This is a genomic window from Variovorax paradoxus (genome assembly GCF_022009635.1).
Classification (GTDB): Bacteria; Pseudomonadota; Gammaproteobacteria; order Burkholderiales; family Burkholderiaceae_C; genus Variovorax.
Genome location: NZ_CP091716.1, coordinates 6,613,735 through 6,628,603 on the forward strand (window position 1 = coordinate 6,613,735; position 14,869 = coordinate 6,628,603).

Sequence of the window (14,869 nt, forward strand, 5' to 3'; positions counted from 1 at the left end):
GCAAGTGGCCGCTCAGGCCCTTGTTTCCGGGACCGAAGCTCGGATCTTCTGCCTATTTGGCAGGCAACGAGATGATCTTTTCGCCGCCGGGCGCAGCCTTAATTTCACCCGTGGGCTTCATGGAGGGCGCGTCCGGACCGGTTTGCACCGGGATGGAGACGGCGCTGCGCGCGTTGCCCTGCGCGATGAAGACATTCAGATAGGCAAGGCCCTCGCGATTACTCACCACCGTGACGGTGGCGCTGGAGCGCGCGCCCGGGGGCAGGGCCAACGTGTTGCTGCCCGACAACGTCAGTCCGGCGTCCGGGCTCAGGCGCACGGTCGCGCCGTCGGGACTCGTGACGCCGTCGAACTGCAGGGTGATGACCGTCGGCTTGCCCACCTGGGGATTCGCGGAAAACTGGTATTGCAGCGCGACGCCTGAGTCGTTGGACTTCCTGGATGCTGCGACAAGAGGCTGGACAGCCACCTGTCCGGCGCCGCGGGGGGCCGGCGTGCCATCGGCCAAAGCCGGCGCCGACATCGTTGCCAGCGCGAGCCATGCCAGCGCCATCGTCGAATGGATGCGGATGTTCATGGCAAGCCTTCCTATTGAACGAGAACGGAGAAACACCTTGGCGGCAGGTTGTTCGCGCCGGACACCGGGGCGTCATCCCGAACCGCGAGAACATAGTCGCCTGCGCCCAGGCTGACCTTGTTACTGGTTCTTGCGATCAATCCGCCCTTGAAGAGATCGAAGTTTGGCACGCCGCTTCCTCCGCTGAGCTGGATCGTGTAGTCGCGGCTCGCGGGTGCATGGAAGCCGAGATAAGAAATATTGCCGAGCTTGTTGACGGTGCCGGCCACATTGGAAATGCATGCAATGTTGGGGGACAGGACGCCGACCGTCACGGGGGAGTACAGCGGCAGCACATCAGGGACCGGCATGGCGGCCGCGCTGTCATCGCTCGTTTCGCCGACGCCGTAGGCATCGGTGGACGTGATGCCTTGCCCCATGAGCAGGGCTTTCAGCGCCGGCGCGCTCCCGGGCGCGACTGTGTCGAGCACCGAAGCGAACAGGTGGATCGAGGTGACGGGCGTCGCGCTGCGGAACTGGAAGCTCGTCATCGTGTCGTTGATCGGCTTGAACCCGACCTGCTGGTTCAGATTCCAGAGGACGGACTGGATCGAAACCTCGCGGTACCAGCCGGGGTTGGTCGACGGGCCGGCCTTGAGATCGACCAGTATGGAGTCGGTCACCTGGCCCGGACCACGGGAGTCCACGTAGGTGCTCCGACCCAGCGCAATGCCCGACCAGGCGTTGCCCCAACCCTCGGAGAACGCCAACCGACGATCGACACGGTCGCCGCCCGAGTGCTCTCCGCCCGGCGAGTCATCGCGGCTGAAGGACGACTGGTAGTAGTGCCCCCATTCATGCGCGATCACCGGCGAATCGAACTCGTCGGTGTCGACGTTCTCCTTGCCCAGCACGTAGATCTCGCGGCCGGTGCTCTTGCTGACGAAATAGGTGGTGGTGATCTGCCCCAATGCCGGATTGCCGGGCGACGGCGCATTGTTGGGACTCCAGTACACGCGCAACGACGGGAAATTCGTGGCGGGGGCAACCGACAGCACCTTCTGCATCGCCGTGTAGACCGTGTCGAGGATTGCGAAAGGCGCCGCCACGCGCGGCGAGGCATATCTGGACCCGTCCCAGCCGGTCGATGCCCGAAGGTCGCGCGTCAAAGCCGCGGTGCCCGACGAGAACGCCGCCGTCTGCATCGAATACAAGGCGTTGCCCTGGGTGTTGTCGCGCACGCTGACATCCCAGGCTGCGCCGGGCGCAGCGCGGGTCAGCTGGGCCCTCACGCGCACGATCACGGTCGCATTCGCCGGAACGCTCACTGAATAGGCGCCGTTGTCGTCGGTGGTGGCGACAGCGAGCTGCGCGGAAGAAGCAGCATCGACCACCTCCAAAGACGCCCCTCGTATGGGCTTGACCGACGTGGATGCGTACACCAGGTTGCCGCTCGGATTCGGCACCGATTCATAAGTGGCTGTGCCTGTCAGCGTAACCGGCGCCGCGCTCACCGGCAGCACGAAGGGCAACACGCCTCCACCACCCCCTCCCCCGCCACCGCCGCCACAGCCGGCCAGCAATGCAGCGGCAATGCATGCCGACGACGCAAACGCAAAAGAGAACCTGTGGTTCATAGCTGGTGCTGCCCTCGTTTCAGCCCCCGGTCGATACGCCGGAGTTGCCGCCGCGCGAGGATGCCATATCTGGGCAAAAAAGCACAAAGCCCGCCGGCATTTCTGCGGGCGGGCCTTGCTAAAACGCGACGCGTGTCGTGTTTTTCTTACTGCAGCTTGATTTCGACGTCCACGCCGGCCGGCAGGTCGAGCTTCATCAGCGCGTCCACGGTCTTGTCGGTCGGGTCGACGATGTCCATCAGGCGCTGGTGCGTACGGATTTCCAGCTGGTCGCGCGACGTCTTGTTGACGTGCGGCGAACGCAGGATGTCGAAACGCTTCATGCGGGTCGGCAGGGGCACGGGACCCTTGACGATCGCGCCGGTGCGCTTGGCGGTGTCAACGATTTCGGCTGCCGATTGGTCGATCAGCTTGTAGTCGAACGCCTTCAGGCGGATGCGGATTTTTTGCTTGGTTGCCATGGTGATTCCTTTGCGTCCGTCTTAGATGTCGAGGATCTTGGCCACGACGCCCGAACCCACGGTGCGACCGCCTTCACGGATGGCGAAGCGCAGGCCTTCTTCCATCGCGATCGGGTTGATCAGCTTGACGGTGATGCTGACGTTGTCGCCGGGCATGACCATTTCCTTGTCCTTGGGCAGCTCGATCGCACCGGTCACGTCCGTCGTGCGGAAGTAGAACTGCGGGCGGTAGTTGTTGAAGAACGGCGTGTGACGGCCGCCCTCGTCCTTCGACAGGACGTACACCTCGGCGGTGAAGTGCGTGTGCGGCTTGATCGAGCCGGGCTTGCACAGCACTTGGCCGCGTTCGACTTCTTCGCGCTTCGTGCCGCGCAGCAGCACGCCCACGTTGTCGCCGGCTTGACCTTGGTCCAGCAGCTTGCGGAACATTTCCACGCCGGTGCAGGTGGTCTTGACCGTCGGGCGGATGCCCACGATTTCGATTTCTTCACCGACCTTGATCACGCCGCGCTCGACGGCGCCGGTCACCACGGTGCCGCGACCCGAGATCGAGAACACGTCTTCCACGGGCATCAGGAACGTGCCGTCCACGGCGCGCTCGGGCGTCGGGATGTACGTGTCCAGCGCTTCGGCCAGCTTCATGATGGCTTCTTCGCCCAGCTTGCCCTTGTCGCCTTCCAGGGCGAGCTTGGCCGAGCCGTGGATGATGGGGGTGTCGTCGCCAGGGAACTCGTACTTGTCGAGCAGCTCGCGCACTTCCATTTCGACGAGCTCGAGCAGCTCGGCGTCGTCGACCATGTCGCACTTGTTCAGGAAAACGATGATGTAGCCCACGCCCACCTGGCGAGCCAGCAGGATGTGTTCACGGGTCTGGGGCATCGGGCCGTCAGCGGCCGAGCACACCAGAATGGCGCCGTCCATCTGGGCAGCGCCGGTGATCATGTTCTTCACGTAGTCGGCGTGGCCGGGGCAGTCGACGTGTGCGTAGTGGCGGTTGGCCGTTTCGTACTCGACGTGCGCGGTGTTGATCGTGATGCCGCGTGCCTTTTCTTCAGGTGCAGCGTCGATCTGGTCGTAGGCCTTGGCTTCGCCGCCGAACTTGGCCGACAGCACCGTGGCGATCGCAGCCGTCAGCGTGGTCTTGCCGTGGTCGACGTGACCGATCGTGCCCACGTTGACGTGAGGCTTGGTGCGGGTAAATTTACCTTTTGCCATTTTTCAATCCTTGAAAGAGCAGTTCCCGTGTATTGGTTTTATGTCTGCACCCGATTGCTGGTTCGCCTCGCACGGGAACGCGGCGGCACCGGATCGCAGACAACGAGGGCCGCGCACTGCGCGGCCCCGCATTCTTGAAAACTTACTTGGCGCGAGCGGCCACGATGGCTTCGGCGACGTTGCGCGGAGCTTCAGCGTAGTGCTTGAACTCCATCGTGTACGTGGCACGGCCTTGCGACATCGAGCGCAGCGTGGTCGAGTAGCCGAACATTTCCGACAGCGGCACTTCTGCCTTGATGGCCTTGCCGCCACCGACCATGTCGTCCATGCCCTGCACCATGCCGCGGCGGGACGACAGGTCGCCCATCACGTTGCCGGCGTAGTCTTCGGGCGTCTCGACTTCCACGGCCATCATCGGCTCGAGGATCACGGGGTTGGCCTTGCGGGCACCTTCCTTGAAGCCGAAGATCGCGGCCATCTTGAACGCCATTTCGTTCGAGTCCACGTCGTGGTACGAACCGAAGTGCAGCGTGACCTTGACGTCCACGACGGGGTAGCCCGCCAGCACGCCTTGCGTCAGCGCTTCGACAACGCCCTTTTCCACCGCGGGGATGTACTCGCGAGGAACCACGCCGCCCTTGATGGCGTCGACGAACTCGAAGCCCTTGCCGGCTTCCTGCGGCTCGAGCTTCAGGATCACGTGACCGTACTGGCCCTTGCCGCCCGACTGGCGAACGAACTTGCCTTCGGCTTCTTCGACGGTCTTGCGGATCGTTTCGCGGTAGGCCACTTGCGGCTTGCCCACGTTGGCTTCCACGCCGAATTCGCGCTTCATGCGGTCCACGATGATTTCAAGGTGGAGCTCGCCCATGCCGGCGATGATGGTCTGGCCCGATTCTTCGTCGGTCTTCACGCGGAACGAAGGATCTTCCTGAGCCAGGCGTTGCAGGGCGATGCCCATCTTTTCCTGGTCGGCCTTGGTCTTCGGCTCGACGGCCTGCGAGATCACCGATTCCGGGAACACCATGCGCTCGAGGGTCACGACGGCCGTCGGGTCGCACAGGGTTTCGCCCGTGGTCACTTCCTTCAAGCCCACGCAGGCGGCGATGTCGCCGGCGCGGATTTCATTCACTTCTTCGCGGTTGTTGGCGTGCATCTGCACGATACGGCCGATACGTTCCTTCTTGCCGCGCACCGGGTTGTAGACGCTGTCGCCCTTGGTCAGCACGCCCGAGTAGACGCGCACGAAGGTCAGCTGACCCACGAACGGGTCGGTCATCAGCTTGAATGCCAGAGCCGAGAATTTCTCGTTGTCGTCAGCCTTGCGCACGACAGGCGCTTCGTCTTCGTCCAGGCCGGCCACCGGCGGGATGTCCAGCGGCGACGGCATGTATTCGACGACGGCGTCGAGCATGGCCTGCACGCCCTTGTTCTTGAAGGCCGAGCCGCACAGCATCGGCTGGATTTCGCCGGCGATGGTGCGCTGACGGATGGCCTTCTTGATTTCTTCCTCGCTCAGCTCGCCGCCTTCGAGGTACTTGTTCATCAGCTCTTCGCTGGCTTCGGCAGCCGCTTCGACGAGCTTTTCACGGTATTCGTTGCAGACATCGGTCAGGTTGGCCGGGATGTCGCCGTACTGGAAGGTCACGCCCTTGTCTTCGTCCCAGATGATCGCCTTCATCTTCACGAGGTCGACGATGCCCTGGAAGTGCTCTTCTGCACCGATCGGGATCTGGATCACGACGGGGTTGGCCTTCAGGCGGTCGATCATCATCTGGCGAACGCGCAGGAAGTCGGCGCCGGTACGGTCCATCTTGTTGACGAACGCGAGACGGGGCACCTTGTACTTGTTGGCCTGGCGCCAGACGGTTTCCGACTGGGGCTGCACGCCGCCGACGGCGTCGTACACCATGACGGCGCCGTCCAGCACGCGCATCGAGCGCTCGACTTCAATGGTGAAGTCCACGTGGCCGGGGGTGTCGATGATGTTGATGCGGTGTTCGTCGAACTTGCCAGCCATGCCCTTCCAGAAGCAGGTAGTGGCAGCGGACGTGATCGTGATACCGCGCTCTTGCTCTTGCTCCATCCAGTCCATCGTGGCGGCACCGTCGTGCACTTCACCGATCTTGTGGTTCACACCGGTGTAGAACAGGATACGTTCGGTCGTCGTGGTCTTGCCAGCGTCGATGTGCGCGGAGATGCCGATGTTGCGGTAGCGCTCGATGGGGGTCTTGCGGGACATGATTTACTTTCGGGTTGAAATGCGTTGAGCGCTGGGCCCCGGGCACGGGCACAACGCCCGAAACCCGACACCCAACGCCCAAGCGAAGTTTGATTTTTAGAAGCGGAAGTGGCTGAACGCCCGGTTGGCTTCTGCCATGCGGTGCACTTCGTCGCGCTTCTTCATGGCACCGCCACGGCCTTCCGTGGCTTCCATCAGTTCGTTGGCCAGACGCAGGGCCATCGACTTCTCACCGCGCTTGCGGGCGGCTTCCTTGATCCAGCGCATCGACAGGGCGAGGCGACGGACGGGACGGACTTCGACCGGCACTTGATAGTTCGCACCGCCGACGCGGCGCGACTTCACTTCGACCATCGGCTTCACGTTGTTGATGGCAACGGTGAACGCTTCGAGGGGGTCCTTGTCCGGGTTCTTCTTTTCGATGAAGTCGAGTGCACCGTAGATGATGCGCTCGGCAACAGCCTTCTTGCCGCCTTCCATGATCACGTTCATGAATTTCGACAGCTCGACATTGCCGTACTTGGGATCCGGCAGGATTTCACGTTTGGGGACTTCGCGACGACGTGGCATTTTCTTAACCTCTTTGCTTCAGTTGGCACCGTTTCCGGTACCGCGAGAGCCAGCTGGAACTCTCACTTACTCGACCCGACATTGGGTCACTTCGTTCGATGTGCCAGCCAAGGCAACCGAACACCGTTTCTTGTCTTTCGACAACCAGAAGGCTTAAGCCTTCTTGGGACGCTTCGCGCCGTACTTGGAACGCGACTGCTTGCGGTCTTTCACGCCTTGCAGGTCCAGCGAACCGCGCACGATGTGGTAACGCACACCGGGCAAGTCCTTGACACGACCGCCGCGAACCAGCACGACGCTGTGTTCCTGCAGGTTGTGGCCTTCGCCGCCGATGTAGGAGATGACTTCGAAGCCATTGGTCAGACGGACCTTGGCAACTTTACGAAGCGCCGAGTTGGGCTTCTTGGGCGTCGTGGTGTAGACGCGGGTGCAGACACCGCGACGTTGCGGCGAGTTCTGCATGGCAGGGCTCTTCGAATTGATCTTCTCGACCGTTCGACCCTGACGCACCAGTTGATTGATGGTTGGCATGAATGAATTAGTCCCAAAACGACCCGGCCCTGGCTGTGAAACCGCCCCTGTTCGTGACACAAGGAGACCGGGAATAACGAAAACGTGAAACCCTTCGGAAAATTCCGAAAAGCCCACGAGTATAGCAAACGAGCTTGAAACGGCAAGGTCAGACGCCCCGGACACCCCGCCGGCAGCCCTGTCTTGCCCCTCTTTTACATATGCGACTTACTTGATCCAGAGCCGCACGGCGTCCCAGGCGCGACCGAAGACACCGGCCTGCTCGACCGCTTCCAGGGCCACCAGCGGCACGTCGGCCACGGGCTGCTCGTCCAGCGTCACCTTGAGCGAGCCGACCTGCTGGAATTTGGTGAAAGGCGCCACCAGCGGATCGGGCCGCGACACCTGCGTCTTGATCTTGCTGGCACTGCCTGCCGGCACCGCCACCACGATGGCCTCCGGACGCCCCAGCTTCAGGGTGTTGTCCTTGCCCTTCCAGACGGCGGGGGTGGCGGCCGGCTGGCCGGCGTCGAACAGGCGGACGGCGTCGTAGGCCGTGTAGCCCCAGTTCAGTAGCTTCTGCGATTCGTTGGCGCGAACGGTCTCGCTCGTGGCGCCCAGAACGATCGACAGCAGACGGCGGCCGCCGGTCAGGTTGGGGAAGTCGCGCTTGGCGGTGGCGATCATGCAGTAGCCCGCAGCATCGGTATGGCCGGTCTTCAGGCCGTCGACGGTGGGATCGCGGAACAGCAGCATGTTGCGGTTGGTGTCATTGGTCGACGGCGTGCCCGGATAGCGGTACTTCTTGATGGCGTAGTACTTGGCTTCCTCGGGGAAGTCGCGCACCAGGCGGGTCGCCAGGATGCTCAGGTCGCGGGCCGTGGTGGTATGGCCGGGCGTCGTCAGGCCTTCGGGATTCTTGTAGGTGGTGTTCTTCATGCCCAGCACCTTGGCCTGGGCGTTCATCATTTCGACGAAGTGCTCGACGGTGCCGCCCACGCCTTCGGCCAGCGCCACCGTGGCGTCGTTGCCCGACTGCACGATCAGGCCCTTGATCAGGTCTTCCACCGGCACCTGCATCTTGGGGTCGATGAACATGCGCGAACCGGGCATCTTCCAGGCACGCTGGCTGACGGGCAGCGTCTGCGTCAGCGAGATCTTCTTGGTGCGCAGCGCGTCGAACACCACGTACGCAGTCATCAGCTTGGTCAGCGAGGCCGGCTCGACGGGGCTGTCGATGTCCTTCTGCGCCAGGATCTGGTTCGCGGTCACGTCGAGCAGCAGGTAGCTGCGGGCGGCAATTTCGGGAGGCGCCGGCACTTGGGCGGCGGCAATGAAACTGATGGATGCGGCAGCGGTAATGACCAGCGCGCGGAGCGCACCAAGGAAACGATTCATCGGGAGTTTGGGAAGAGACGAAAACAGGCCTGCAAGGCCTTCACGCAGCGCCCGCGCGGAGATGGCGGGCAACGAGACTTTTGAGCAGCGGCAATTGTCCGTGAAAGAAATGGCCGCCCCCGGGGATGACTGTGACAGGAAGTGACTGCGGCCGCGCCCAATCCATCACGGCGGACAAGGCCACGGTGTCGTCGGCCTCGCCGTGAATGACCAGCGCGCGCTCGCGCGCCTCGACCGGCAACGGAGCCACGACATTGCGCGCGGCGGCGGTGCCGACCAGCACGATCTGCCGCACGTCGCGCTCGCCCCACAGCCTGGAGACGGCGCCACTCGCGACAAAGGCCCCGAACGAGAACCCGGCAATCGCCAACGGCCCTTCGGGCGCCAGTTGGCCGACGACATTCAGCATGTCCTCCAGCTCGCCGCGCCCCTCGTCATGCACGCCTTCGCTGGCGCCCACGCCGCGGAAATTGAAGCGCACCGAGGTCCAGCCGCTGGCGACGAAAGCCCGCGCCAGCGTCTGCACCACCTTGTTGTCCATGGTGCCGCTGAACAGCGGATGGGGATGGGCGATGACGGCAACGCCGCGCGGCGCTTCAGCGGGCTGGTCGCGCTGCACTTCGATGCGGCCGGCGGCGCCCTGGAGGGTGATCTTTTCTGTCTGGGAATTCATTGGCGCAAGGTACGAGCAAAGGGGTCGGCGGAAAGTTCAGCGCCCGATGTCGGGCGGAAGCAGCAGCCGCTCGACGACTTCGCCGTTCTTCAGATGGGATTCGACGATCTCGTCGATGTCGTCGCCGTCGACGAAGGTGTACCAGATGGCCTCCGGATACACCACCGCGACCGGCCCGCCCGCGCAGCGGTCGAGGCAGCCGGCCTTGTTGACGCGCACCTTGCCGGGCCCGGAAAGCCCCGCCTCCTTGACCTTGGCCTTGCACCGGTCGAAACCTTCCTGCGCGTTGTGCAAGGCACAGGAGTCCTCGCCGTTCTTGCGCTCGTTGAGGCAGAAGAAGATGTGGCGGCCGTAATAGCCGGACGGCGCGGCGGTTGAAGAGCTGGGCATCCGACGATTTTAGTGACCGCCCCCTGCGGCCGGGCCGCCATCGCCGCTGCCGCGCCCTCGCCGCGACAGCGCCGCTACCACATAGGCCAGCACGGCGAAGGGCCATACCCAACCCAGCCACTGGGCCAGTCCATGGAAGCGAATGAAACGCCCCTGCTCCCATGTGGCCAGGGTCTGGGCAAAATACGCGCTCTCGGGCGCTTGATTCAGCAGGCTCAGCTGCAGCACCAGCCCCATCAGCAGCAGGGCCGCGCACAGGCGGCGCGGCGCCAGCAGAAGCAGGATGCCGGCAAAGAGCGCCGCAGCCATGCCGACCTGCACTGGCAGATCAAGCCACGCCCAAGCATGCGCCGGGCCGTAGCTCAGGGCCGCCGACAACGCCGAAGCCGCCACGCCCACCAGCAGGATCAGCGGCAGCATGATCGCCCGCTGCACCACGGAGCGCGCCACCAGATAGCCCAGCAGGCACGGCACCAGCGCCCCGAGCATCACGCACAGCAGCTCCACGGCGGGCACCAGCGGCTCGAGCTCGAACTGGCGCAGCGGCAGCCAGTCGATGAAAGGCGTGTCGAGCAGCCACTCGGAGATCGCGACCTCCAGCCGCTCGAACACCTGTCCGAGCCCGAAGGTCACGGCCGCCGGGAACAGCAGCGCAAACGGCCACAGCGCCAGCAGCACCAGTGCGCCACGGGATTCTTCGACGAACCACTGCGACCGCGCGCGGCTCCAGTGCGCAATGGCCCCGAGTCGTTCCAGCCCCGCAGCCAGCACCGCGCCGATGATCGTGCCGGTCGTGTTCAGCGCCAGATCCACATTCGAGGGAATGCGCACCGGCAAATAACTCTGCAGCGTCTCCATGGAAAAGGCGATGGCCGCGCCAGCCACCGTGGCACGCAACACCACCCGCCATGCGCTGGCGCTGCGGCGCGTGCGAAGCACCGCCAGCGCGCACAGGAACCCGAAGGGCACATAGCCCACCACGTTGATCGCGAAGTCGAAGCCCGTCCAGTACTTGGGCCAGGGCGCCCACAGGTAGGCCCACGGGACGATGCCCTGGTCGCGCCAGTCGGCGAACGGGTACAGGCTGGCGTAGACGATCAGCGCCGCATAGGCGAGCGCCAGGGGGAACGCGGCGGACTTGTGCGGCTTCTCCACCGTGGCCACCATGCCTGCCAGCGTCAGAACGGCTTGACCACCACCAGGATCACGATGCCCAGCAGCAGCAGCACCGGCAGCTCGTTGAACCAGCGGAACCAGCGGTCGCTGCGCCGGTTCTCGCCCGCCACGAAGCGGCGCAGCAGCACGCCGCACCCGTGGTGATAGCCGATGGCCACCACCACCAGGGCCAGCTTGGCATGCATCCAGCCGTTGCCGGGGCCTCGCCCGATCCCATAGCCCAGCCAGAGCCACAGGCCGAAGCCGAGCGCGGGAACTGCCAGGAAAGTCGTGAATCGCAAGAGTTTGCGGGCCATCAGCAAAAGCCGGTCGCGTTCAGCCTTCGATTCGGGCGGCACCATGGCCAAATTAACAAATATCCGCGGCAGATAGAACAATCCGGCGAACCAGCTTGCAATGAAAACGATGTGGAGAGATTTGACCCAGAGCATGGCGGCAGTTTAGTGGCGCCCCCTCTTCGGCCCCTCTGAAACAGGCTCCGTGAAAGGTCTCCGGGCAAAAAAAAGCCCGACGTCTTCACGTCGGGCTGGGAAGCCCTTTTGCTGTCACACATCAAGGCACCCGCTCAGGGAGGAAAAGCGGGGAGCGGCAAGCCGCCCGCTTCAGAATTTAACAAAGACGAAACAAGGTTTCAAGCGACTGAGGCACTTTCTTTGACATTTAAACCAAAAAATTGAGAACCTTAGGCCTACGATTTACCGTAGTTGTCAGACAACTGCCCGCCGCAACGCCGGCACTGAGAATTGTTGCTTCAGGCACAATTTTGGGTATATGACGTCATCAAATTTACCTTTGGCCATGTTCCCCGCCGGCCGTCCGCGACGCCTGCGCCGCGACGCATTCACCCGCAACCTGGTGCGCGAACATGCACTGACGGTCAATGACCTGATCTATCCGGTCTTCGTGCAGGAAGGCGAGAAGCAGCGCGAGGCGGTGCCGTCGATGCCCGGCGTGGACCGCCTGAGCCTCGACCTGCTGCTGCCGGTGGCCGAGCAATGCGTCGAAGCCGGCATTCCGGTGATGGCGCTGTTCCCGGTGATCGACGCCAGCCTCAAGACGCCCGACGGCCGCGAGGCCTTCAACCCCGACGGGCTGATTCCCCGGGTGGTCGCCGCCCTCAAGGCGCGCTTCCCGGAACTGGGCGTGATGACCGACGTCGCCCTCGACCCCTACACCAGCCACGGCCAGGACGGCCTGCTCGACGACACCGGCTACATCCTCAACGAGGAAACCGTCGAAATCCTGGTGAAGCAGGCGCTCACACAATCGCAAGCCGGCGTGGACATCGTAGCCCCCAGCGACATGATGGACGGCCGCATCGGCGCCGTCCGCCAGGCGCTCGAAGCCCGCGGCGACATCCATACGCGCATCATGGCCTACAGCGCCAAGTACGCCAGCGCCTTCTACGGCCCCTTCCGCGACGCCGTCGGCTCGGCCGCGACGCTCGGCAAGAGCAACAAGAAGGTCTACCAGATGGACCCCGGCAACAGCGACGAAGCCCTGCGCGAAGTGGCGCTCGACATCGCCGAAGGCGCCGACATGGTGATGGTGAAGCCCGGCATGCCTTACCTCGACATCGTGCGCTGCGTGAAGGACGAGTTCCGCGTGCCCACCTTCGCCTACCAGGTGAGCGGCGAATACGCCATGCTCAAGGCGGCCGCCCAGAACGGCTGGCTCGACCACGACGCCGTGGTGCTCGAAAGCCTGCTGGCCTTCAAGCGCGCCGGCGCCGACGGCGTGCTCACGTACTTCGCGCTCGATGCCGCGCGCCTCCTGAAGAAGTAACGGCCCGCCGGCACCGGGCATGCGCATTTTCGAAATCAACCGTTCGCGGGTCAGCGAACACGCGGCGCTGGCGCCGCTGGCCGTGCCGGGCGCGTGCGGCGCCGGCGGCTATCTCTGGATCTCGCTCACGCGCGAGGAATTCAAGGCCTCGCTGGCCGAAGTCCAGCAGATCCTGCAGACCCTCTGCCTGACGCAACTGGTCGACCTGCACGTGGCCGACCTGCTCAACGAGCAGTTGCCCTCGCACTACGACTACACCTCGAAGTACGACGTGCTGGTGTTCCGGCGCCTGGCCAACGGCCAGGGCCAGGCGGCGCTGGGCAACGGCAAGGGCAACGGGAACGAAGCGCCCCCTGTCCCCACCCCGCCAACGCCCCGCGGCGGCCCGCCCGTGCTGCGCCGGGTCGACACCCGGCCGGTCGGCTTCGCCGTGTTCGACCGCGTGCTGCTGTCCGTGCACCCGGAAGACGGCGCGGTGCGCGACGCCTTCGCCGCCCGGCTGCTGGCCGCCGCCTCGCCCGACGACCGGGGCGCTCCGGCGCTCGATGTGCGCGCCACCTCGGCCCGGTTGCCGGCAAGCCCCTCGGACCTGATGCTGCGCGTGATCAACCAGATCGTCGACGGCTACCTGGATCTGCGGCGCGAGCTCACCAAGCAGCTCGACCACTGGCAGACGGAACTGATCGATCCGCGCAGCCGCTTCACCAACTGGAGCGCGCTGATGGAGGCACGCCAGTCGCTGCACCATCTGGACGAGATCTGCGAAGACCAGCGCGCCGCCATGCAGGACTGGATCGACTCGCTCGAGACCCTGCCCGTGCCCAAGGGCGAGGCGGAGCAGCGCGAGCGCGAACTCATCATGATCCGCAGCCGCGACGTGCTCGAGCACATCGAGCGGGTGGTGCACCACGTGCACCGGCTCGAGCAGAACGCCGAGACCGCCGTGCAGATGCACTTCAGCGTCCAGGGCCACCGGGCCAACGACATCATGCGGGTGCTGACGGTGCTGACCGCCGTTTTCCTGCCGCTGAACCTGATCGCGGGCATCTTCGGCATGAACTTCGAGTTCATCCCGCTGGTACACAAGGCCGACGGTTTCTGGATCGCGATGACCTCGATGCTGGTCATCGCCGTTCTGCTGGTCGTGATCTTCTGGCGCAAGCGCTATCTGGCCCGCACGCGCTGACACGCCGAATCCGTCCCGCCAACGAAAAAGGGCCACGCTTTCGCGTGGCCCTTTTCGATTTCGGCAGCCCCGGAAGGGCCGCTTCGATTACTTGGCGACGGCGCCCGAACCTTGCTGGGCTTGAACGCGAGCGTCCATCGGGTGTTGCATGGTCGAAATGACCTTGCTGTTGACGCGCGAGCCGCCGGTCACGTTCTGGTCGGGAGCGTAGGCGGTGCGAACGGCTTCTGCCTGGACGATCGAACGGTCCTTCGACACGGCGACCGTTTCCGGGCCGCGCGAACCGCGGGTCACGTTCTGGTTCGGAGCCGATGCGGTGCGCACGGCTTCGGCGTTCACTTCGGCACGGCTCTTGGTCGAGACGGCGGTGTTCACGCCTTCGTAGGTTTCTGCTTGCGCGCCGGCGGCGGCGAACAGGGTCAGGGCGGCAACTGCGAGGATTTGCGAGGTCTTCATATTCATTTCTCCTGGATGTTCGTTGGACCGTTTGTCCACCAGGCTTGCATGGTCGCTTGCCTGTGCAGCGAGTTTCGGGGCGAAACGCATGGCCGAAACGCGCCGATCAGAGACACCGTGTTTCCTCTATTGAAACAATGGCGACATGAAGGCATGCAAGTAAAAAAGCCGGCCCGGTTCGCACCAGGCCGGCCTGTCGCGAAATACCGCTTTGCCGGGCTACGGACGCCCGGTGCCGCGCTGCGGGGGCACCTCGCTGTTGAAGAAGGCGCGGCGGTCCAGGTTCTGGTTCGGCGCATGGGCCGTGGCCACGGCCTCGGCGCGAACCGATGCCCGGTCGCGCACGCTGGGCCGCGAAGTCAGGGGCTCCGCCACCACGTCTCCATATATGTTGCCGGCACGCGCCGCGGCGTCCGCCCCCGCCACCACGTCGGCCCGGCTGGTCACGGCCTGGAGCGGCTGAACCGGCGCATAGCCCTGGGCCCGCACACCGGCGGCGGCCAGCATCGAAAGGGCTGCGGCGGCGATGATGTTCGAGGTCTTCATGTCAGTTCCTTGGGGCAAGCGGCGGCATGTAACCGAAGTGTCGCCCAATCTGGTTAGGAAAAACCCGG

General features: G+C 64.3%; 16 protein-coding genes. 2 read left to right on the top strand and 14 right to left on the bottom strand.

All coding sequences use genetic code 11. From position 1 onward, the window contains the following. Positions 1-52 precede the first annotated feature (52 nt). The 12 genes from L3V85_RS30995 to L3V85_RS31050 form a co-directional block, all read right to left on the bottom strand. Positions 53-577: a hypothetical protein gene (locus L3V85_RS30995; protein WP_237676429.1), complete on the bottom strand. Its 525-nt coding sequence runs from the start codon at positions 575-577 to the stop codon at positions 53-55. 11 nt (positions 578-588) lie between these two features. After that, a complete protein-coding gene (locus tag L3V85_RS31000; RefSeq protein WP_237676430.1) occupies positions 589-2,193 on the bottom strand; it encodes a hypothetical protein in 1,605 nt (534 codons plus the stop codon). A 146-nt stretch (positions 2,194-2,339) separates the two neighbouring features. After that, on the bottom strand, positions 2,340-2,654 hold the full coding sequence (rpsJ, locus tag L3V85_RS31005; RefSeq protein ID WP_007838118.1) for a 30S ribosomal protein S10: 315 nt from the start codon (positions 2,652-2,654) through the stop codon (positions 2,340-2,342). 21 nt (positions 2,655-2,675) lie between these two features. Then, positions 2,676-3,869 (bottom strand): elongation factor Tu, encoded by a 1,194-nt coding sequence (gene tuf, locus L3V85_RS31010; RefSeq protein WP_012745744.1) that lies wholly within the window; start codon positions 3,867-3,869, stop codon positions 2,676-2,678. Between the two features lie 142 nt (positions 3,870-4,011). Then, entirely contained in the window at positions 4,012-6,111 is a 2,100-nt protein-coding gene (gene fusA / locus L3V85_RS31015) for an elongation factor G (RefSeq protein ID WP_237676431.1), read from the bottom strand. A gap of 96 nt (positions 6,112-6,207) precedes the next feature. Continuing rightward, on the bottom strand, positions 6,208-6,681 hold the full coding sequence (rpsG, locus tag L3V85_RS31020; protein WP_007829591.1) for a 30S ribosomal protein S7: 474 nt from the start codon (positions 6,679-6,681) through the stop codon (positions 6,208-6,210). Positions 6,682-6,834: 153 nt separating this feature from the next. Further along, positions 6,835-7,212 carry a 30S ribosomal protein S12 gene (gene rpsL, locus L3V85_RS31025; RefSeq protein WP_013543948.1) on the bottom strand — a complete coding sequence of 126 codons (378 nt, stop codon included), beginning with the start codon at positions 7,210-7,212 and terminating at the stop codon, positions 6,835-6,837. A gap of 207 nt (positions 7,213-7,419) precedes the next feature. Then, positions 7,420-8,589 (bottom strand): D-alanyl-D-alanine carboxypeptidase family protein, encoded by a 1,170-nt coding sequence (locus tag L3V85_RS31030; protein ID WP_237676432.1) that lies wholly within the window; start codon positions 8,587-8,589, stop codon positions 7,420-7,422. A gap of 40 nt (positions 8,590-8,629) precedes the next feature. Further along, positions 8,630-9,262 carry an alpha/beta hydrolase gene (locus L3V85_RS31035; RefSeq protein ID WP_237676433.1) on the bottom strand — a complete coding sequence of 211 codons (633 nt, stop codon included), beginning with the start codon at positions 9,260-9,262 and terminating at the stop codon, positions 8,630-8,632. Positions 9,263-9,298: 36 nt separating this feature from the next. Next, a complete protein-coding gene (locus L3V85_RS31040) occupies positions 9,299-9,652 on the bottom strand; it encodes a (2Fe-2S) ferredoxin domain-containing protein (protein WP_237676434.1) in 354 nt (117 codons plus the stop codon). Positions 9,653-9,661: 9 nt separating this feature from the next. Then, positions 9,662-10,819 (bottom strand): VanZ family protein, encoded by a 1,158-nt coding sequence (locus L3V85_RS31045; RefSeq protein ID WP_237676435.1) that lies wholly within the window; start codon positions 10,817-10,819, stop codon positions 9,662-9,664. A gap of 11 nt (positions 10,820-10,830) precedes the next feature. Beyond that, the gene (locus tag L3V85_RS31050) at positions 10,831-11,259 is read right to left on the bottom strand and encodes a CopD family protein (protein WP_237676436.1); all 429 of its coding nucleotides are present in this window, start codon (positions 11,257-11,259) and stop codon (positions 10,831-10,833) included. A gap of 367 nt (positions 11,260-11,626) precedes the next feature. Between L3V85_RS31050 and hemB the strand changes: the two genes are divergently transcribed. Continuing rightward, positions 11,627-12,613 (top strand): porphobilinogen synthase, encoded by a 987-nt coding sequence (hemB, locus tag L3V85_RS31055; protein ID WP_237680690.1) that lies wholly within the window; start codon positions 11,627-11,629, stop codon positions 12,611-12,613. 19 nt (positions 12,614-12,632) lie between these two features. Beyond that, positions 12,633-13,799 (top strand): magnesium transporter CorA family protein, encoded by a 1,167-nt coding sequence (locus L3V85_RS31060; RefSeq protein WP_237676437.1) that lies wholly within the window; start codon positions 12,633-12,635, stop codon positions 13,797-13,799. A gap of 87 nt (positions 13,800-13,886) precedes the next feature. On the opposite strand, the gene L3V85_RS31065 is transcribed toward L3V85_RS31060, so the two are convergent. Together L3V85_RS31065 and L3V85_RS31070 are read right to left on the bottom strand one after the other, a co-directional pair. Beyond that, on the bottom strand, positions 13,887-14,255 hold the full coding sequence (locus L3V85_RS31065) for a DUF4148 domain-containing protein (RefSeq protein WP_237680691.1): 369 nt from the start codon (positions 14,253-14,255) through the stop codon (positions 13,887-13,889). A gap of 219 nt (positions 14,256-14,474) precedes the next feature. Beyond that, positions 14,475-14,801: an alpha/beta hydrolase gene (locus L3V85_RS31070; RefSeq protein ID WP_237676438.1), complete on the bottom strand. Its 327-nt coding sequence runs from the start codon at positions 14,799-14,801 to the stop codon at positions 14,475-14,477. Between the last annotated feature and the right edge of the window lie 68 nt (positions 14,802-14,869).